The organism is Phocaeicola coprocola DSM 17136, assembly GCF_000154845.1.
GTDB classification, from domain to species: domain Bacteria; phylum Bacteroidota; class Bacteroidia; order Bacteroidales; family Bacteroidaceae; genus Phocaeicola; species Phocaeicola coprocola.
Genome location: NZ_DS981486.1, coordinates 1 through 19455 on the forward strand (window position 1 = coordinate 1; position 19455 = coordinate 19455).

The following is a 19455-nucleotide window of genomic DNA, read 5'->3' on the forward strand; positions in this document are numbered from 1 at the left end:
GATAAGGTAAGAACTGTACCAGTCTACAAGATTCTTCCCGTAGCTTTCCAACGTTGCGTTATCAGGTGTCTGTACAGAGCCCAAAGTCATACATTCATGGTTGTCAACGTCTATAACTCCAATACCGGTTATTTCCAGTCCACGTTTGTATTCACCGGCACAACCGGACCAGAAATAGCCAATCCACGGCGTTTTGCTGCCTGATTTTGGAATGAAAGACGGATCAACGGCTATCGCCTTGCGACCACCTTTAAGGTGTTCCCTGATGATGGCTTCATTGAAGGAAAACCAGTCAAAGTCATCATTCTCAAAATTGTTCCGGTATGTCTGTTCCGAGAAACATCCATATCGTCCCATTTGAAGGAAATTGACGCGGTTAGGTATAGCCATGAACAATTTCATTGCATCCATGAATACTTTCTGAAAAGATTTGCTTATATTTACAACTGATTCGAGAGCGTTTCTGCACTCGGATTGGTATTGCATAAGGAGTGATTCTTTAGTCATAATTAAAAGTGGTGGAATACTTCTAATTTACTAATAATCAACAAATTATGCAATACTTTTCTGTTGGTTTTCAGCTGTTTAGCATATCTTTTTCATCCCTTTTCTTACTCCTTGACGATTCATTCTTGACAGTATTTCAATGATCTCTTGAATATATTTTTGAACCGGATTATGCCGATTCTATGTTTAATTTTAATTTATCGGTAAAAATTTACCGAAGTATTGATTGATTAAAATAAAACGAAATGCCTGAGTCCACAGGCGTGTAACACGTAGAAACACCTAAATACAATCTCTCACCCCCGAGGGGTCATCCCGGTTACAGATGTGAATGTTGCAGTGCGCCCCATTCCGACCATCATTGTGATATGAAGAGAGTATTTGTTCATGTATTATTGTTTTGTTGTCGGCAAATATAGTAACATTTTTCTTCAATCAAACATTTTTCAACTATTTTTTCGCATAAAAAGTAGAAAAATTGGGACAAAACGTTTATTTCATCACTAAACCCATCCTCTTTTCATAGAAGGCACATTTATTTATTCACAATAAACAAACAGACATATTAAAGATGAAAATAAAATCCAAATAAGTACAAGTAAATAGGCTTTATATCAGACATTTATAAAGAAATCGTTTCTTTCAGTTGTTTTCGCTATTTTCTGTTAATTAGTTCTTTTTGGGTACATTTTTGTTCCTTGTTTGTTTCTTGATTTCGGTTTTAATTCGTACATTTGCATACGAAAAAGAACGAATGAAAGAATACGATTATGCCACGAATAAAGAAGCCTAAAAAAGTAAAAGAGCCCATCCGTCTTCGGATGAAGGATTTGTCCGATGGCAGCAAAAGTCTGTATCTGGATATATACCGCAATGGCAAGCGGACATATGAGTACCTGAAGCTGTATCTTATCCCGGGAACGGACAACAATACCCGTCGGCAGAATGAAATAACAATGGCCGCTGCGAATGCCATCAAGTCGAAACGCATTATCGAACTGACCAGCGGCGAAGCCGGTATCGTGAACCATACAGATAAGGTTTATCTGCTGGACTGGATGCAAACCTATTTGGAGTACCAAGAGAAACGCGACAAGAAAGGCATCGGTCAAATCAAGGCCGTTACCCATATCCTGAAAGAATATGCAGGGGAAAGGTTTTTGTTGGATCGGGTTGACCTCGCTTTTTGCCAAGGCTATATCGACTACATGCTGACGACCTTCCGCCCTAAAGGAAAGCCGATAGCAGCATCTACACGCAATACCTATTATCAGATATTCAACGGTGCCCTGAACGCTGCCGTCCGGGCTAAACGGTTGTTGAGAAATCCGTTTAATGAAATGGAAAAATCGGAGAAGCCCAAAATGCCGGAGAGCGTGCGGTCCTATATGACCATCGAAGAGGTACGGGCGTTGATTGCCACTCCGGTACAGGATGGGAGGGTTAAAAACGCCTATCTGTTTTCCTGCTTCTGCGGACTGCGTATCAGCGATATTGTCGGCCTGAAATGGAAGAATGTCTTTGTCGATAACGGCCAATACCGTCTGGCGGTGGCTATGCAGAAGACCAAAGAACCGATTTACCTGCCACTCTCCAACGAGGCGTTGAAGTGGATGCCGGAGCGTGAGGACAAGGCGGCGGATGACCATGTGTTCAGCTTGCCTTCAAACATCAACCAGTATCTCAAGCCGTGGGCCGAAGCGGCCGGAATCACCAAGCGTTTTACTTTTCACACGGCCCGGCACACATTCGCGACCATGATGCTGACGCTCGGTGCGGATCTCTATACCGTATCGAAGCTGCTTGGTCATACCTCCGTGAGAATGACACAGGTGTACGCCAAAATCATCAACCAGAAAAAAGACGAAGCAGTCAATTTGGTCAACGGGCTATTCGACTGATGTAGTTATACATGTCAAATTCAATTTACAGGTAAATATTTCCGGCTTTTCTCCGACTTTTCAAATAGTCGAAGTAATGCCACTATTATAATAAGTATAAACCCATAAAAACAATTCGACATGAAAGGACAAAACAACAGGTCCTCTCTTTTTTTGAAGGGAGACCACATCTGCACCACTTCGCTACGGAACAGGATGTAGCGGAAGAATTTTACGAATTGCTCTCCGAAGCGAGGGAGCTTTATCTTCAAGACGTCATGGCAGGCGGCAAACGGTATGGCCGCTATGTGGATGACTTTATAAACAGTCACCGGTACATCGACTGCAACAGTGCGGTTTGCAGGAATTGCCATGAAATGAACATCCATATCATCAGAGGGCTGTTGATCGATTGCACAAGTCTCGTCAAAAGCCTCTTTACCGCAGAAACATTTTCTTTCGAGGAGTGCATGGCCTTGAAACGAAAGTACGACATTGCCGGAGTATGGTTCGGCTCTTCACGTATAGAAGATTCCAGAAACGATCCACCTCTCTCCTTCGGTTGTAATTTTTCCCGTGAACAGATGACAGGTATTGTGGCTTGCGCCAACGCTTATCATCTGTTTTGCGTTTCCACACTCCGCATCGAGGACATGGAAGCGCTTTTTGCCTGCAAGAAGGGCTTCTGCATACGTGTGAACAATATCCGCCATGTGGCGGTCCTGTTCGACGCGTTGCTCGAAAACACCTTCATCCTGCCTCACTGGCAGTCGGTTCTCGACAAGGGGCGGTTCCTGTTGTCCAAAGACGGCACAAGATACGTTACCGCTTCAAGCCTCTCGTCCGCCCTGTCTGCGGCGAGGAACAACATTACATCGGCAAACCTCGGCATACGAAAAGCCGTCAGCCGACTGAAAATATAACACGAAGTGCCAAAAAGCCAAGTATGTGAAAGATAAAACAGTGACAATTGCCGTGATACGTGCATAGTATCACGCCGGTATTTCCGGCTGTCCGGTTCACATCACATAACTTTGACCTCCGTTAGCGCGCTGCATAACGGAGGTAACTCTCCATTGTCTAATTTTAACATGTATTTTATGCAAAACAGAACAACATTCATGGAGCGGTTGAGCGAACGGCTGACCGCCATAGAAGCGGTTCTCAAGAAGTTGGAACCGGTGGAAGGTCTGTTGGAGCGTGTGGCTTTGCTGGAAAATACCATTTACACGACCAAGAAGGTCTTCACTTTTCAAGAGGCGTGCATGTATATCGGCGTGTCCGAAAGTATGTTGTACAAACTCACATCGAACAAGGAAATCCCGCACTACAAGCCTCGCGGCAAGATGCTCTACTTTGCGAAGGAAGAGCTGGACGCGTGGCTCTTGCAAAACTACGAACCTACGGTGGACGATGCCATGCGTATGGCGACGGAAGTGTCCGCAACCCAACCGTTCTTTAACCAGAAGCGCTATGGAAAACGAAAAAAGAACTGACCGTAACTCGTGGGCGGAGCTGGACGAGAACCGCCTGTCGGATATCCTCACGGCATCGCAAATAAAGGCCACGGACACCTACGAGACTCCGCCCCAGATTATATGGATTGACAACTCCACCATAGCGACGCTCGGTAATTTCAGCGCTTCGACGGGTAAGGCGAAGGCGAAAAAGACGTTCAACGTCTCGGCCATCGTCGCCGCGTCGCTGGCGGGCCGGCAGGTCTTGAACTATCGGGCGCACCTGCCCGAAGGCAAACGCAGGATTCTGTACGTGGACACTGAACAGAGCCGTTTCCATTGCCACAACGTGTTGGAACGCATTCTCCGCCTGGCGGGGCTGCCCACCACGACGGACAACGAGAATCTCGATTTCATTTGCCTGCGGGAATACACTCCTGCCGTCCGTATCGGGGTTATCGACTATGCCCTGCGTCAGAACAAGGGGTATGGGCTGGTCATCATAGACGGCATCCGCGACCTGATGCTCGACATCAACAGCACCAGCGAATCGGTGGAGGTCATCAACAAGATGATGGAGTGGTCGTCGAAATACGACCTGCACATCCATTGTGTGCTACACCTGAACAAGGGCGACAACAATGTGCGCGGGCATATCGGTACGGAAATGAGCAATAAGGCGGAAACGGTGCTGGTCATCACCAAAAGTGCGGAGAATCCCGTTATCAGTGAAGTTCATGCGCTGCATATCCGCGAGAAGGAGTTCAAACCGTTCGCCTTTTCCGTTGATGACGAAGGGTTGCCGGTCATGGTGGATAACTATTCGTTTGACGGCAGTGTAAGACCGAAAGCCCGGAGCAGCTTCATGGATTTGTCCATCGAACAGCACCGGGAGGCACTTTCCGCCGCTTTCGGGGACAGGCCCATCAAAGGTTTCGAGAACGTGCTGCAGGCCCTCATGGCTTCCTATGAGGCTATCGGGTTCAAACGGGGACGCAGCGTCATGATAAAACTGCTGCAATACCTGACGGAAAACCTGAAGCTGATCGTCAAACGGGACAAGCTCTTTTATTACGATGTGACCCCGACCGAAGCCCTGCTTTTCGACGAAGAATGCGAGGAAGCGGAAGGTGAAAAATAATTTAGTTTACTTTGGTCCGGGTATATATAGGAGAAAAACCAAAGTAAACTGTTTTTTGAAAACAAGTGAAAAGAAAATGACATGACCATAGCGGAAGCAAAACAACTGCGTATCGTGGACTATCTCGCCAGTCTCGGCTACCATCCCCAGAGTGTGATATCAAAACAATACTGGTATCTGTCACCGCTGCGCGATGAACGCACTCCGTCGTTCAAGGTCAACGACCGGCTCAACGAATGGTATGACTTTGGCGCAGCGACGGGCGGCGACCTTGTGGAACTGGGCAAATACCTGTACCGGACGAACAGCGTGAGCGAAGTGCTTGCCTGTATCGGGAGACATGAAAATGCTGCCCCGATACAAAGAGTGCGGATTCCGGGGACAACACCCCGTCCCGTCGAAGCTGACATGAAGGACGTGCTCGTCGTGCCGTTGCAGCACCATGCGCTACTCTCGTACCTTCATTCCCGTGGAATCGACGGGGACATCGGCCGCATGTTCTGCCGGGAGGTCCATTATGAATTACGTAAACGGCGCTACTTCGCTCTTGCCTTCGGCAACGCGGCGGGCGGGTACGAGGTGCGCAATCCTTATTATAAGGGCTGTATCCGGTGTAAGGACATCTCTGTCATCAGGCAATCTCATGGTGAAACACAGAACCGTGTTTGCGTGTTCGAGGGCTTCATGGATTTTCTCTCTTACCTGACGCTGAAACAGGCGGGTGATGATACGGTCTGCATCGACGCACCTTGTGATTACCTCGTGATGAACTCGGTGAACAACCTGAAAAAAGCATTGGAACACTTGCAGGTGTACGAGGAAATCCACTGTTATCTCGACAATGATCTCGCAGGGCAGAAAACGGAAGAGACCATCGCCGGCATGTATGGCGGGCGTGTACGCAACGAAGCACCCCGTTATCGCGAATACAAGGACCTGAACGATTACCTACGCGGAAAGAAACGGTAAGGCATCATCGTTACCCTTTCCCTTGAAAGCTCTCCTCCCGGAGGGCTTTTTTTATGCCCGATTTTTCTGCTTCGATACCTCAAAGTATGAAATTAAAGTTCAATTTTAGTGTTTCAAACTTATTTCTATGTAATAAAATACTGTTTGATATAAAGAGTTTTTGTTACATCAAATATAATATTTTTCTTTGCAACCGTACTTTCAAAGTTCAATTAAAGTTTAATTTCATACTTAAAAACAGATGGGTTCATACTTTATATTCGCCCTTGTACTGACGGTGCTGTACATCGTCTATTTCGCGGTCAATATCATCCGTGACCTGTATGGAAAGAAGGGAACGGAGAAGACTGACGAGGAAGTTTTCGACCTCGGTCCGATGGATTCCACGGAAGAGAGTGTCGAGGTTTCGGAGAACGAGACCGGGTTCAAAATCGGAAATGAAACATACGGCACGGAGACTGTACCTGCCGCTTCGCCTGCCGCCCAAAACGGCGACACCGGGAAAAAAGATGGAACAGCCAAGGATCGGCTCGAACGGCTGAAAGCCAAGGCAGAGGCACAGATGGAAAAGGTCGCACCCTACCTGTCCGACGGCTTTACCGACGAAGAGATGTATAAGGCAATGATTTCCAAAGGACGCTTGGACAACCGTCCCAGCCTGAAATGGAGACCGGTCAAAGATAAGCTGTAAGATGTCGAAAACGAAGAAGATACTATGTGCGCTTTGTTCCATCATCCCCTGTTCGGCTCTGGCGAAAAGTGGCAGCGTGAATTACAGTTGGGGGGCGGATGCGCTGGCGACGATGCACGACTACGTGGTAACGATGATGTTCTACGTCCAAGCTCTCTGTTGTGCCATCGCCGGGATTTGTGTGATTGTGTCCGGATTCCAGATTTACGTAAAGATGAACACGGGCGAGGACGGTATTACCAAGTCCGTCGTAACGCTTGTGGGCGCGTGCCTGTTCCTGATCGGTGCCTTCCTTGTCTTTCCTGCCTTTTTCGGCTATCGCATATAGAAACGGGATGCAGGAATGAGGTGCCGCCATAACGATTCGAAAGAACTGCAATACTTACCCTAAAATAAATAATCATGTTTCAAAAAACAAAAAGACAAATGAAAAGAATGTTTTCTGCTAAAAAGGTACAGATGCTCACACTGATGTTGCTGTGTGGCACGACGGCCGTCATGGCCCAAAACTCCGCAGGCGATTACTCCGCCGGTACGACCGCACTGGCGACCGTGACGGAGGAAATCGCCAAGTACGTCCCCGTCATGGTCAAACTGTGTTACGCCATTGCCGGTGTAGTGGCTATCGTAGGCGCTATCTCGGTGTACATCGCCATGAACAACGAGGAACAGGACGTGAAGAAAAAGATTATGATGATCGTTGGCGCATGTATTTTCTTAATCGCTGCCGCACAAGCACTTCCGATGTTCTTCGGTATCGGCGCATAACCCTCCCGCACGATGAAAGGCAAGGACGAACGCTATCCCGACTACCCGCTGTTCAAGGGCCTGCAACGGCCTTTGGAGTTCATGGGTATTCAGGGACGCTACATCTACTGGGCGGCGGGCGTTGCCGGCGGAGCCATCGTCGGATTTATCATCGCCTACTGCCTCGTGGGTTTCGTGGCCGGACTGGTCGTGCTGGTTGCGGTCGTCTCGACGGGTATTGCGCTTATCATGCTCAAACAGCGGAAAGGGCTGCATACCAAGAAAGACGGTCGCGGAGTGTATATCTACGCCCACTCGAAGAAACTGTGAGAAGAAAAGAAAAACCATCACGGGCAACGTGTGGTCTTGTTGAATGTTGAACGCGGGCCGGCCGCCTGAAATCCGGGTGGACCGGCCTTTTTTATTGTATTTTGAAATGACCTTGTACATCATTCTACTTTTTATCGCCTTGTGTGCCGGCATGGCCCTGTCGGTCTATGCGTTCGGTACCGGAGGCAAGCGTAAGCGTATCTTTCAGGACATCTATTTTTCTGTGGAAGATACGAACGGCGTGGGCGTGCTGTACACCAAGACGGGCGAATATTCAGCCATCCTGAAAATAGAGAATCCCGTGCAGAAATACTGTGCGAACATCGACAGCTACTACGAGTTCACGCACCTTTTCACCGCCCTCGCGCAGACGCTCGGCGAAGGATATGCCCTGCACAAACAGGACATCTTCATCCGGAAACAGTTCGAGAACGAGACGGGGGACAAACACGAGTTCCTCTCATCGGCCTACTTCCGTTACTTCAAGGGGCGTAACTATACGGACAGCGTGTGTTACCTGACCATCACGCAGGAGGCGAAGAAGAGCCGCCTGTTCTCGTTCGACAACAAGAAGTGGCGCGACTTTCTGGTCAAGATACGCAAAGTGCATGACCAGCTGCACGATGCCGGGGTACAGGCCAGGTTCCTGAACAAAGCCGAAGCGAGCGAATACGTGGACCGCTATTTCGCCATGAACTTCAAGGAGCGGATCGTGTCGATGACCAACTTCAAGGCGGACGACGAAACGGTCTCGATGGGCGACAAACGCTGCAAGGTATATAGCCTTGTCGATGTGGACTGTGCCGCACTGCCCTCACTGATACGGCCTTACACCAATATAGAGGTCAATAACACGGATATGCCCGTGGACCTGCTGGCTGCCATCGACAACATTCCGAATGCGGAGACGGTCGTCTATAACCAGATTGTCTTCCTGCCCAACCAGAAAAGGGAACTGGCCCTGCTGGACAAAAAGAAGAACCGGCACGCCAGTATTCCCAATCCGAGCAACCAGATGGCCGTGGAGGACATCAAGCGGGTGCAGGAGGTCATCGCGCGGGAAAGCAAGCAGCTCGTGTACACCCATTTCAACCTGATCGTCGCCGTACCGGCCGATACGGACCTGCAAAAATGCACGAACCACTTGGAGAATGCTTTCGGACGTATGGGTATCCATATTTCCAAAAGGGCGTACAACCAACTGGAACTGTTCGTGAACTCGTTTCCGGGTAACTGTTACGGCATGAACGAGGACTATGACCGCTTCCTGACGCTGGGTGACGCGGCGATGTGTCTGATGTATAAGGAGCACATACAGCACAGCGAGGAGACACCGCTGAAAATCTACTACACAGACCGCCAAGGCGTGCCGGTGGCTATCGACATCACGGGAAAGGAGGGGAAAAACAAGCTGACGGACAACTCGAACTTTTTCTGTCTCGGTCCTTCGGGCAGCGGCAAGAGCTTCCACATGAACTCTGTCGTGCGCCAGTTGTACGAGCAAGGAACGGACGTGGTGATGGTCGATACGGGTAACAGCTACGAGGGACTTTGCGAATACCTCGGCGGCAAGTACATTTCCTATACCGAGGAAAGACCGATTACGATGAACCCATTCCGCATCAATCGGGCGGAAATGAATGTGGAGAAGACGGGCTTCCTGAAAAACCTCGTGCTGCTCATCTGGAAAGGCTCGCAGGGTACGGTCACAAAGACAGAGGACCGCCTGATAGAACAGGTCATCACGGAGTATTACGACACTTATTTCAATGGGTTCGACGGCTTCACACCCCTGCAACGGGAGGATTTGCGTAAGGGGCTGCTCATCGACGACCGTAACCATGCCGAGAAGCAGGACGAGGACGAAGGAGAGCGGACCGGGCGTATCGAGCGCATGATCGACGAGATGGAACGCCGCCGTAAGGAGTTGAAAGTGGAAGAGCTGTCGTTCAACTCGTTCTATGAATTTTCCGTGCAGCGCATCCCCGACATCTGTGCCGAAAACCATATTTCGGGCATCGACATATCGACGTACCGTTACATGATGAAGGACTTCTATCGGGGCGGCAATCATGAAAAGACGCTGAACGAGAACATGGACAGTTCATTGTTCGATGAGACGTTCATCGTCTTCGAAATTGACAGTATAAAGGATGATCCTCTCCTGTTCCCTCTTGTCACACTGATTATCATGGATGTATTCTTACAGAAGATGCGTATCAAGAAGAACCGCAAAGTCCTGGTCATAGAGGAAGCGTGGAAGGCCATTGCCAGCCCGCTCATGGCCGAATACATCAAGTTTATGTACAAGACGGCCCGTAAGTTCTGGGCCTCGGTCGGCGTGGTGACGCAGGAGATACAGGACATCATCGGCAGCCCTATCGTCAAGGAAGCCATCATCAACAACTCCGACGTGGTGATGCTGCTTGACCAGAGCAAGTTCCGCGAGCGGTTCGATGAAATCAAGGCTATTCTCGGACTTACCGACGTGGACTGCAAAAAGATATTCACCATCAACCGGCTGGAAAACAAGGAAGGGCGCAGCTTCTTCCGAGAGGTGTTCATCCGCCGGGGGACGACCAGCGGCGTGTACGGCGTGGAAGAACCAAGAGAGTGTTACATGACCTACACCACCGAGCGGGCGGAGAAAGAAGCCCTGAAACTCTACAAGCGGGAATTGCGGTGCAGCCATCAGGAAGCTATCGAGGCGTACTGTCGGGATTGGAACGCCAGCGGTATCGGAAAATCCCTGCCGTTCGCCCAAAAGGTCAACGAGGCCGGGCGGATATTGAACCTTCATGTAAAACAATAACAATCAAATCATCAATTACAGAAAATGGAAAAGATAGACATCAGCCAAAGTGTGAAGACACTTGAGTTCGGGAGCAAATATGAAGCCCGTATCCAACGGATATTCCGTGAGTTCGACATCAAAACCATCCGGGATTTGTGCCAATGGCCCGGAAAGGACTTGGTAAGGGTACGCGACATGGGAAGAAAAAGCATCGAGGAAATAGAGGATGTTCTGGAAAGGTACAATCTCCGGTTGGGAATGCCCGGTAAGGAACTGGACGAATACGCCGGTATCGGAAATTCCGTGCAGGACGAGGAAGAAGAGGCGAAGTGGGAACAACGCAGGTACGAGATAGCCAAGGAGGTATTCATACACCACCGTCTGGTGGCAAATTCCGCCGTATATGAGGCCGACGAACTGATACGTGCACTAAGAGGCATGACGCGCCGTTGACGGGGGCTGTTTTTAACCGGGGAGGAATCCATGATGAAACGGCTGTCACTTATCCTTATGCTCCTGTCGCTCGTTGTCGTACAGCACATCCACGCGCAGTATTACAGCGTGAACTACGATGCGCGTACCGTGGCGGCAATGGCTACCGCTTTCGGTACGGAAGCCGTGGCGGAAAGCTATTACCGGGAGCAGGTCGATGACATACTCAAGCACTACAATGCGGCGGAAGTGGCCACGGCGGGGATTTTTGCCTCCAAGTTCTTGGAGCATAAAGCCTTTTCCGACCTCGGTATCTGGAACAGCAGTACGGAGAACTACTACTACCGCCGCATTTACCGCATGGTCTCGGAGAAGATCATACCCAAGATATGGGTGGTGGCGAAACTGATGCTCCGCTCACCGCAAACGGCTATCTACTGGGGCAGCTACCTGATGAAAATCTGCGACGAAACGAAAAGCCTGTGTATGCAGTTCGAGAGTGTAGTGACGAACAGCACGTTGGGCTTTTCGGACATCGTGTTTCTGGAAATCAACCGGAACATCGCCCCTCTGTTGAAACTCTCGGAGATAGGCGACATCGACTGGCAGCACATGCTGGACGACATCGCCAGCGTGCCGGGCAATTTCACCAAGGAGAACCTGCAACACGACATCGACAACCTCTACAACATGGGTGTCGGTCTCGCCTCGGCAGGTATCGGGAACATTGGTGACGCCCTGTTGCAAACCAGTTCGTTCCATGAGCTGATGGGCGGCAGGGTCAGCAAGGTCATCGACCTGTATGACCATTACGGTGCGCTCTTCGAGCAGGCGGAGCATGACCTCGGCGGCCTGCTGATTGACATGGTGGGCGGTGAGGACAACGTGGCGGGACTGTTCGATTTCAGCAACTACGACCTTACCTCCTGGATGACGGACTATCTGGACGAGACGGCGGGAAACTACTACACGCAACGGTGGTATATCGCCCGGCGTGAGCAAGGGAGTATCGCCTTGTGCGACTACTACCCGCCGACGGACGATAACAGCATACTGAACGGCGGCGAATGGACGCGTTTCGAGACAACCGATCCCGACTTTTATCCCAATGCCTCGCAACGGGAGCAGGCGCTCGCCAATTCGGAACGGTACGCCGGTTGGTCGAGAAGCCGGGTACAGCAGCTCAACAACCAGAATGACGGCTATACCTATAGTATCAACTACTGGCAGAACGGCTATATCATCAGCCGGGGCGGCAAACAGACGAAGAAGGCATACGCCTACGAAATCCATGTGAAGAAAAGCTGGAACCGGGAAGAGGTCGTCTATGAAGAGGTGTTCGATTCCTACTCGATGGACCTGAACACGTTCAAAGCCGGGCTTAACGCCCGACTCTCGGAGTTCAACGACAACGAGGAAGGTTATACCTATTATATAGCTTCTGACGCGCGGAACTATTATCAGGCGACGGACGCCGCGAAATTGCAAGGCTGCGAGAGCGTGACCATCAGTGTAACCTGTTCGGACGGGGCTACGCTCGGTCAGGGCACGACGCAGTACAAGTGCCGAACGTGCGGCAAATCCCTGAACGCCCATTCAAAGGAGTGTGCCATGCAGACCACGGTTACGGAGAACGAACTGGACTTGTCCGAGCTGGACGCCATGCTGCAGGAGGCAGAGAATCAGGTAGCCGCCATCCAGTCGCAAATCAACGCGTTGGAGAGCGAGAATGCCGACCTGCTGAAAAAAATCGCCGAGGCAAGCGTGGAAGATGCGGCGGTGTACCGGCAGCAGTACAACGCGAACAAGACACAGATAGACCGCCTGAAAAGCGAGCTGTCCGAATGGCAGAAGAAACAACGGGAATACACCGACGCGAAAACCGAGGCGGCGGGCGATAACGATGTGGCAACAGACGACTATTACCGCATACCGGCCATCATGCAGGACTGCAAGACGGCTTACAGCCTGTCGTGGCAGGACGGCGGGGCGTGGAACGGCTACACCTATGTCCGTAAGGCGACCATGCCGAACATCAACGGGGTCATCACGTTCAAGGCGACGGTCTCGATAGCCCGCAAACCGAAATATTTCCTCGGTATCAAGATACACCGTGCCATCGTGCAGATCAGTTGGGAACTGACCACGGAATACACCGACACGTATGTGGCCGACGTGCTGACGCTCGACCCTAACCTGTCGGACGCGGAGAAAACGAAACTGGTGAACGACCGTATTGCGGAGATTGCACGAGAGCATCCTTCGTGCAAGATCACGACGGAATATGCCCGTACCCCACCATTGGAAGAGACTCCGACCGGGGAGGTGTACCATCTGCTGTGGTCAAGCGACCGGCTCGAAATCGCACGGGAAGTGGATTCCCGGATTACGATGATATATGCCGACCTCGTGTCACTGGAGAAGATGATGCACTACAAACGGAGCATCATCGACGTGCTGAAGGACGTGCTGCCCGAATTGGATATGGACGAGGGACGCAGGCTGACGCTCGTGGAGGAATGCCACGAACGCTGGGTGGAGAATGCGCGGAACCTGCGGAGCGGAAACGGCAGGAACGGCAAAGGCAGCGGAAAGGAGGTGCGGCCATGAAACGTGCCCTGCTGATGGCAGTCGTGCTGCTGGCTCTCCTGCCCGGCATTGCCAAGGCGCAATGGACGTTCGACATCGTGTCGGTAGAAGCCTACATCAACGACCACAAGAAGCAACGCAGCCTGCTGCTGGCCCGCAGTACGCTGGAATACAGCAACAAGCTGCTGCACGAGTACAGCCGCAAAGAGGTCGGCGAGTACAAGGAACTGAATGTGGACTTGGACCGCTACACCCGTGCCTTCGACGTCATCGACGTGATGTACCAGTCCTTGCGGACGGTGCTGAACGTGAAAAGCACCTATACGGCGGTCAGCGACCGTATCGGCGATTACAAGAGACTGCTGGAGGACTTCAACGATAGAATCGTGAAACGGGGGCGCATCGACCCCGGCGATGCCGTGATACTGGCCATCAACGAAAAGGCAATACGGGACATCGCCGATGACGGGAAACAGCTTTACAAATCGGTCAGTGACCTCGTGCTGTATGCCACAGGGGCGGCAGAATGTTCGACCTCCGACCTGCTGATGGTGCTGGAAGCGGTGAACACGTCGCTGGACGACATCGAGCGGCACCTGAACCGGGCGTATATCGAGACGTGGCGGTACATACAGGTGCGCATCGGTTACTGGAAAGCGAAGATTTACCGTCCCAAGGTCAAGGAGATTATCGACGGGGCTTTCGGACGATGGCGCAAAGCGGGACGGCTGGATTATTAACGAACGATAAAAGGGAAAGAAGGCAAACTATCTACAGGTTAGAGTTTGACTTCCATGCCATCGACATCGGGAAATAAAAACAGAGAAAGAATTTTTAGTACAAACAAGCCTATTGGGATTATACCAAGGGATAAAAAGACATTCAGATTGATGCAATGGAAAAGATTGTTTTTGCAAAAGACATTACGTTATATAAGGCCGATTGTCTTGAAGTGATGCCTTTTCTTCCGGAATCAAGCATTGATTTGGTTTTATGCGATCCCCCTTTTGGAATTACAGCTTCACAGTGGGATAAAATAATACCATTCCCGGAAATGTGGAAAGAGATCAGGAGAGTCAGGAAAGAAAATGCACCTACGGTCTTATTTGGCAGCGAACCGTTCAGCAGCTTTCTACGCTGCGGCAATTTAGATGAATTTAAATATGACTGGGTTTGGGAAAAGTCAAAAGCAAGCAATTTTCTTCTCGCTAAAAAACAACCTCTAAAAGCACATGAGCTAATAAGTGTCTTTGGCAAAGGCAGAACCCCTTATTATCCAATCATGGAGGAAGGCGAGCCTTACGGGAACCGCACGAAGAGAGGAAGCAATTGGACAGGGATAAACAATGTACCCAATCCTACATTCAGGCATGAAAACAAAGGGACAAGATATCCACGAAGTGTGATATACTTCAAAACAGCGGAATCGGAAGGCAAAACGATTCATGTCAACCAAAAGCCGATTGCATTATTGGAGTATCTGATAAAAACATACACAAAGGAAGGAGATACTGTCCTTGATTTTGCTTCGGGGAGCATGAGCACCGCAATTGCCTGTATCTATACGAATAGAAAATGTATTTGCATTGAAAAAGACGAGACATATTTCTCGCAAGGAGAGAAACGAGTCAGGAATGAATACCAATATTTATGACAGTAAAGGAAGCTCAAAAAAAGTATGACTATACGATATAAATAACTGTAAAATAATGAATAACCGGAAATTAATATGAACAGAACTCTCTTACTCATGGCGGTTGCAGCAGTTGCAACGAGCGGTGTCAAGGCGCAGTCGGTTACTTACAACCATGACTCGCCGAAACAGAACCAGATTACGGTTATGGAAACCGGTACGGGCGCTCTGTCGCCCGAACTTTATTACACGCTGCTGCACAACAAGTACAAGAAGTCGGCGGCAAGCAAGAACAAACTGTCGTTCCGCACGCTGGCGGGTGTGAACCTGTACAACCAGACAGACGAGGCGGAAGCCATCGACTCGGCACTGGTCAAGCGGGCCGAAATCGAGGCACTGAATGTAGCCGACCGGCAGATTGACCTCGCGTGGCTGGCCGAGGGCGATAAGATAAACGCTCAAATGGAACGGCTTCAGCGCAACATCGACCGCATCCCCCTTGCCGGGGGCACAACGGACGACAGGGAGCGGTGGACGGAATACTACCACGTCTACCAGTGCGCCATTGACGCTACGAAGGACGCCTACATGCCCAACGCACAACGGAAGAAAGAGTACCTGCGAATCTACGAGGACGTGGTACGGCAGAACGAGATTCTGGTCGGCTACCTTGCCCGAAGACAGAACGCCACGGTTGCGAACGGGCTGCTGAATGCAACCGCCGACCGGAGACTGGACAAGGGCGGTATCGTCCGCGAGGCGATGGGCCGGTGGAACGAATCGCGTTCCGCCGTGCGAGGGGCGCAATCGGGCGGCGAAACTGATACGGGAGACGGAGACGAGACGGTAAACAGAAAGAACTAAAAACACACAACGTATGGCAGACGGAAATATTCTTTCGGATTTCGGTATCGACCTCTTGGAAGAGGAAATCGACGACGTGATTTTTCAGACCAACGAGTTTCTGACCGATGCGACCTTTACCGGCTCGCAAGGTCCCTTCTGGTGGATTCTTCAAATGTGCATGGCACTGGCCGCCCTATTCGCCATCATCATGGCGGCAGGCATGGCGTACAAAATGATGGTCAAGCACGAGCCTTTGGACGTGATGAAGCTCTTCAGACCGCTGGCCGTGTCGCTTATCCTCTGCTGGTGGTATCCTCCGGCAGACACGGGCATGGCAAACAGCGGGAGCAACTGGTGCTTTTTAGATTTCCTCTCCTATATCCCGAACTGCGTCGGTTCGTACACACATGACCTGTACGAGGCCGAAGCCTCGCAAATCTCGGACAAGTTCGAGGAAGTGCAGGAGTTGATTTACGTGCGCGACACGATGTACACTGCCCTGCAGGCACAGGCCGATGTCGCCCATACGGGTACGTCGGACCCAAACCTTATCGAGGCAACGATGGAACAGACAGGTGTGGACGAGGTAACGAACATGGAGAAGGATGCGGCGAAGCTGTGGTTCACCTCGCTGACTTCGGGGGTAATCGTGGGGATTGACAAAATCATCATGCTGATAGCCCTTGTAGTATTCAGAATCGGTTGGTGGGTTACCATCTATTGTCAGCAAATTCTTTTGGGAATGCTCACCATCTTCGGCCCTATACAGTGGGCGTTCTCGCTCCTGCCCAAATGGGAAGGTGCGTGGGCGAAGTGGCTCACGAGGTATCTGACGGTGCATTTCTACGGGGCGATGCTCTACTTCGTGGGCTTCTACGTGCTGCTGCTGTTCGACATCGTGCTGTGCATACAGGTGGAGAACCTGACGGCAATCACGGCGAGCGAGCAGACGATGGCGGCTTACCTGCAAAACAGCTTCTTCTCCGCCGGCTACCTGATGGCGGCAAGCATCGTGGCCCTGAAATGCCTGAACCTCGTTCCCGACCTTGCGGCATGGATGATACCGGAGGGCGATACGGCGTTCTCGACCCGAAACTTCGGTGAGGGCGTGGCGCAGCAGGCCAAAATGACGGCGACGGGCGCAATGGGTACGGTAATGAGATAACAAAGTAACGATAAATATTCAAACAAAATGGTCATCAAGAATTTAGAGAACAAAATCAAACTGGTCGGAATTATCTGCACCGCCTTTCTCGTGGGGTGCGTCATCATCAGCATGTCGAGTATCTGGACGGCCCGCATGATGGTTACGGACGCTCAAAAGAAGGTGTATGTGCTGGACGGCAACGTGCCCATACTGGTACGCCGCACGACGATGGAGGAAACGCTCGACGTGGAAGCCAAGAGCCATGTAGAGATGTTCCACCACTACTTTTTCACGCTTGCCCCTGACGACAAGTACATCCGCTACACGATGGAGAAAGCGATGTACTTAGTGGACGAAACGGGCTTGGCACAGTACAACACGCTCAAGGAAAAAGGTTTCTACTCGAACATCTTGGGAACGAGCGCCGTCTTTTCGATTTTCTGCGACAGTATCGCCTTCAACAAGGAGAAGATGGAGTTTACCTACTACGGACGGCAGCGTATCGAACGGCGCAGCAATATCCTGATGCGCGAACTGGTTACGGCGGGACAGCTCAAGCGTGTACCCCGGACGGAGAACAACCCGCACGGGCTGCTCATCGTGAACTGGCGCACACTGCTGAACAAGGACATCGAGCAAAAGACGAAAAGCAACTATTAACACCATCAGCCCTATGAATATCAAAGGATTCAGACGTATGCTGTTCGGTGAAAAAATGCCGGACAGGAACGACCCGAAATACAAGGAACGCTACGAGCGTGACATAGATGCCGGACGGCGTTTCGCCAAGGCAACACGCATCGACAAGGCTGCGGCCAAGGTGCAGGGCTTCGCCAACATGCACCGGACGCTGTTTCTCGTCATCGTATTTGGCTTCGCCATCTGCGGGCTGACATGGAATATTTACCGCCTGACGGTGGTGTACCGCCATCATCCGACCCGCCGGACGGCCACGGAGATGCAGGATTCCGTGCTCCGGGAACGGCATAAGATGCTTTCCGTACCGCATGTACGAAGATTCGATACGAAGGAAAGTGGTACGGAAAGGCCGGAATAGAACGGCAGGCTTATGAATATGCCGTTTGAGAGAACTATAAGCAAGTATGTGCAACTCAATTAAAGGGAAACAATGAACAATATCTTCAAGAGAATTAATTTCAGGCAGCCAAAGTATATGCTTCCGGCTATCCTCTATATTCCCCTTCTCGGCACGTCGTACTTCTTTTTCGACCTGTTCCATACCGAGAAGGTCGAGGTACAGGATAAGACACTCCAGACGACCGAGTTCCTGAATCCCGAATTGCCGGACGCCCAAATCAAGGGTGGCGACGGTATCGGCAGCAAGTATGAGAACATGGCCAAATCATGGGGCAAGATACAAGATTATTCCGCTGTGGACAACATCGAGCGGGACGAACCGGACAATAACCAAGAGGAATATGAATCGCAGTACACCGAAGAGGACATCGCCCTGCTTGACCGGCAGGAAAAGGAAAATGATCTGGCAGCGGAAGCGGCCGATGCCAAGAGGCGGGAACAGGAGGCTCTCGCAGAACTGGAAAAAGCACTCGCCGAAGCGAGGTTGAGAGGACAACGGGAGGTCATGCCGTCCGAAACGGACAGCACCGCAACGGCGGCTCCGCCGGACACGATGACGCAGGCCAAGGGAACCATCGACGAGGAAAGCCGTTCGGTCAAAGCTCCTGCGGAGACGGACAAGGCAAGCGAGGTGGTGAAGAAGGTAAAGACGGCTTCGGACTACTTCAACACACTGGCGAAAGACGCTCGGGAACCGAAACTCATCAAGGCGATCATCGACGAGAACATCAAGGCCGTGGACGGCTCGCGTGTGCGGCTGCGCCTGCTGGACGACATCGAAATCAACGAGAGCGTGGTCAGGCGTGGTACTTACCTGTATGCCACAGTCAGCGGTTTCTCTTCCGGACGTGTAAAAGGAAGCATCAACAGCATATTGGTGGAGGACGAACTGGTCAAGGTCAGCTTGTCAATCTACGATACGGACGGGCTGGAAGGACTTTACGTACCCATCAGCCAGTTCCGCGAGACAAGCAAGGATGTGGCGAGCAGTGCCATGTCGGGCAGCATGAACATGAATACCAGCGGATACGGTAACAGCCTCGCCCAATGGGGTATGCAGGCGGTGAACAATGCCTACCAGAAAACGAGTAACGCCATCAGCAAGGCTATCAAGAAAAACAAGGTGAAGCTGAAATACGGGACGTTTGTGTATCTGGTGAACGGACGGGAAAACAGGAACTAAAAGGGCAGTGA

Annotated in this window: 19 protein-coding genes and 1 pseudogene; 19 read left to right on the forward strand and 1 reads right to left on the reverse strand. The window is 51.0% G+C overall.

Translation table 11 applies throughout. The features are described from left to right. Positions 1-507, reverse strand: a pseudogene (locus BACCOP_RS11510) (hypothetical protein); the annotation flags it as partial. Between the two features lie 770 nt (positions 508-1277). Between BACCOP_RS11510 and BACCOP_RS11515 the strand changes: the two are divergent. The 19 genes from BACCOP_RS11515 (at position 1278) to traM (ending at position 19444) form a co-directional block, all read left to right on the forward strand. After that, the gene (locus tag BACCOP_RS11515) at positions 1278-2408 is read left to right on the forward strand and encodes a site-specific integrase (RefSeq protein WP_007569236.1); all 1131 of its coding nucleotides are present in this window, start codon (positions 1278-1280) and stop codon (positions 2406-2408) included. A gap of 257 nt (positions 2409-2665) precedes the next feature. Beyond that, positions 2666-3310: a hypothetical protein gene (locus BACCOP_RS11520; RefSeq protein WP_044301893.1), complete on the forward strand. Its 645-nt coding sequence runs from the start codon at positions 2666-2668 to the stop codon at positions 3308-3310. Positions 3311-3508: 198 nt separating this feature from the next. After that, positions 3509-3883, forward strand: a complete 375-nt coding sequence (locus BACCOP_RS11525) for a helix-turn-helix domain-containing protein (protein ID WP_004294465.1) — start codon at positions 3509-3511, stop codon at positions 3881-3883. Continuing rightward, positions 3861-4985 (forward strand): AAA family ATPase, encoded by a 1125-nt coding sequence (locus BACCOP_RS11530; RefSeq protein WP_007569240.1) that lies wholly within the window; start codon positions 3861-3863, stop codon positions 4983-4985. Before BACCOP_RS11525 ends, BACCOP_RS11530 begins: the two co-directional genes overlap by 23 nt. 81 nt (positions 4986-5066) lie before the next feature. Further along, positions 5067-5954: a toprim domain-containing protein gene (locus BACCOP_RS11535; RefSeq protein ID WP_007569241.1), complete on the forward strand. Its 888-nt coding sequence runs from the start codon at positions 5067-5069 to the stop codon at positions 5952-5954. 241 nt (positions 5955-6195) lie between these two features. After that, a complete protein-coding gene (locus tag BACCOP_RS11540) occupies positions 6196-6645 on the forward strand; it encodes a hypothetical protein (protein ID WP_007569247.1) in 450 nt (149 codons plus the stop codon). A gap of 1 nt (position 6646) precedes the next feature. Further along, the gene (locus tag BACCOP_RS11545; RefSeq protein WP_004289321.1) at positions 6647-6973 is read left to right on the forward strand and encodes a DUF4134 domain-containing protein; all 327 of its coding nucleotides are present in this window, start codon (positions 6647-6649) and stop codon (positions 6971-6973) included. A 74-nt stretch (positions 6974-7047) separates the two neighbouring features. After that, a complete protein-coding gene (locus BACCOP_RS11550; RefSeq protein WP_007569248.1) occupies positions 7048-7413 on the forward strand; it encodes a DUF4134 domain-containing protein in 366 nt (121 codons plus the stop codon). Positions 7414-7425: 12 nt separating this feature from the next. Continuing rightward, on the forward strand, positions 7426-7722 hold the full coding sequence (locus tag BACCOP_RS11555) for a DUF4133 domain-containing protein (RefSeq protein ID WP_007569249.1): 297 nt from the start codon (positions 7426-7428) through the stop codon (positions 7720-7722). A 106-nt stretch (positions 7723-7828) separates the two neighbouring features. After that, the gene (locus BACCOP_RS11560) at positions 7829-10534 is read left to right on the forward strand and encodes a TraG/VirB4 family ATPase (RefSeq protein WP_080783882.1); all 2706 of its coding nucleotides are present in this window, start codon (positions 7829-7831) and stop codon (positions 10532-10534) included. A gap of 24 nt (positions 10535-10558) precedes the next feature. After that, on the forward strand, positions 10559-10969 hold the full coding sequence (locus BACCOP_RS11565; protein ID WP_007569251.1) for a DNA-directed RNA polymerase subunit alpha C-terminal domain-containing protein: 411 nt from the start codon (positions 10559-10561) through the stop codon (positions 10967-10969). 33 nt (positions 10970-11002) lie between these two features. Next, complete coding sequence (locus BACCOP_RS11570) at positions 11003-13558, forward strand: hypothetical protein (protein ID WP_032587840.1); 2556 nt, start codon at positions 11003-11005, stop codon at positions 13556-13558. Next, positions 13555-14277, forward strand: a complete 723-nt coding sequence (locus tag BACCOP_RS11575) for a hypothetical protein (protein ID WP_007569256.1) — start codon at positions 13555-13557, stop codon at positions 14275-14277. The genes BACCOP_RS11570 and BACCOP_RS11575 overlap by 4 nt, the downstream gene beginning before the upstream one ends. A gap of 155 nt (positions 14278-14432) precedes the next feature. Beyond that, positions 14433-15191, forward strand: a complete 759-nt coding sequence (locus BACCOP_RS11580) for a DNA-methyltransferase (RefSeq protein ID WP_007569258.1) — start codon at positions 14433-14435, stop codon at positions 15189-15191. 75 nt (positions 15192-15266) lie between these two features. Further along, complete coding sequence (locus BACCOP_RS11585) at positions 15267-16034, forward strand: DUF5045 domain-containing protein (protein WP_007569261.1); 768 nt, start codon at positions 15267-15269, stop codon at positions 16032-16034. Between the two features lie 13 nt (positions 16035-16047). Then, positions 16048-17181, forward strand: coding sequence for a hypothetical protein (locus BACCOP_RS11590; RefSeq protein ID WP_007569262.1), 1134 nt, complete (start codon positions 16048-16050; stop codon positions 17179-17181). Positions 17182-17208: 27 nt separating this feature from the next. After that, positions 17209-17823 carry a conjugative transposon protein TraK gene (gene traK, locus BACCOP_RS11595; RefSeq protein ID WP_007569263.1) on the forward strand — a complete coding sequence of 205 codons (615 nt, stop codon included), beginning with the start codon at positions 17209-17211 and terminating at the stop codon, positions 17821-17823. A 13-nt stretch (positions 17824-17836) separates the two neighbouring features. Further along, the gene (locus tag BACCOP_RS11600; RefSeq protein WP_007569264.1) at positions 17837-18220 is read left to right on the forward strand and encodes a hypothetical protein; all 384 of its coding nucleotides are present in this window, start codon (positions 17837-17839) and stop codon (positions 18218-18220) included. A 72-nt stretch (positions 18221-18292) separates the two neighbouring features. After that, the gene (gene traM, locus BACCOP_RS11605; RefSeq protein WP_007569265.1) at positions 18293-19444 is read left to right on the forward strand and encodes a conjugative transposon protein TraM; all 1152 of its coding nucleotides are present in this window, start codon (positions 18293-18295) and stop codon (positions 19442-19444) included. Positions 19445-19455 lie beyond the last annotated feature (11 nt).

Bases quoted from the DNA above. Each gene is read 5' to 3' on its own strand.
- BACCOP_RS11515 (WP_007569236.1), top strand. From the start codon at position 1,278: ATGCCACGAATAAAGAAGCCTAAAAAAGTAAAAGAGCCCATCCGTCTT.
- BACCOP_RS11530 (WP_007569240.1), top strand. From the start codon at position 3,861: ATGGAAAACGAAAAAAGAACTGACCGTAACTCGTGGGCGGAGCTGGAC.
- BACCOP_RS11560 (WP_080783882.1), top strand. From the start codon at position 7,829: ATGACCTTGTACATCATTCTACTTTTTATCGCCTTGTGTGCCGGCATG.
- BACCOP_RS11590 (WP_007569262.1), top strand. From the start codon at position 16,048: ATGGCAGACGGAAATATTCTTTCGGATTTCGGTATCGACCTCTTGGAA.
- BACCOP_RS11535 (WP_007569241.1), top strand. From the start codon at position 5,067: ATGACCATAGCGGAAGCAAAACAACTGCGTATCGTGGACTATCTCGCC.
- BACCOP_RS11585 (WP_007569261.1), top strand. From the start codon at position 15,267: ATGAACAGAACTCTCTTACTCATGGCGGTTGCAGCAGTTGCAACGAGC.
- BACCOP_RS11570 (WP_032587840.1), top strand. From the start codon at position 11,003: ATGAAACGGCTGTCACTTATCCTTATGCTCCTGTCGCTCGTTGTCGTA.
- BACCOP_RS11550 (WP_007569248.1), top strand. From the start codon at position 7,048: ATGTTTCAAAAAACAAAAAGACAAATGAAAAGAATGTTTTCTGCTAAA.
- traM (WP_007569265.1), top strand. From the start codon at position 18,293: ATGAACAATATCTTCAAGAGAATTAATTTCAGGCAGCCAAAGTATATG.
- BACCOP_RS11525 (WP_004294465.1), top strand. From the start codon at position 3,509: ATGGAGCGGTTGAGCGAACGGCTGACCGCCATAGAAGCGGTTCTCAAG.
- BACCOP_RS11520 (WP_044301893.1), top strand. From the start codon at position 2,666: ATGGCAGGCGGCAAACGGTATGGCCGCTATGTGGATGACTTTATAAAC.
- BACCOP_RS11580 (WP_007569258.1), top strand. From the start codon at position 14,433: ATGGAAAAGATTGTTTTTGCAAAAGACATTACGTTATATAAGGCCGAT.
- BACCOP_RS11600 (WP_007569264.1), top strand. From the start codon at position 17,837: ATGAATATCAAAGGATTCAGACGTATGCTGTTCGGTGAAAAAATGCCG.
- BACCOP_RS11545 (WP_004289321.1), top strand. From the start codon at position 6,647: ATGTCGAAAACGAAGAAGATACTATGTGCGCTTTGTTCCATCATCCCC.
- BACCOP_RS11540 (WP_007569247.1), top strand. From the start codon at position 6,196: ATGGGTTCATACTTTATATTCGCCCTTGTACTGACGGTGCTGTACATC.
- BACCOP_RS11565 (WP_007569251.1), top strand. From the start codon at position 10,559: ATGGAAAAGATAGACATCAGCCAAAGTGTGAAGACACTTGAGTTCGGG.
- BACCOP_RS11555 (WP_007569249.1), top strand. From the start codon at position 7,426: ATGAAAGGCAAGGACGAACGCTATCCCGACTACCCGCTGTTCAAGGGC.
- BACCOP_RS11575 (WP_007569256.1), top strand. From the start codon at position 13,555: ATGAAACGTGCCCTGCTGATGGCAGTCGTGCTGCTGGCTCTCCTGCCC.
- traK (WP_007569263.1), top strand. From the start codon at position 17,209: ATGGTCATCAAGAATTTAGAGAACAAAATCAAACTGGTCGGAATTATC.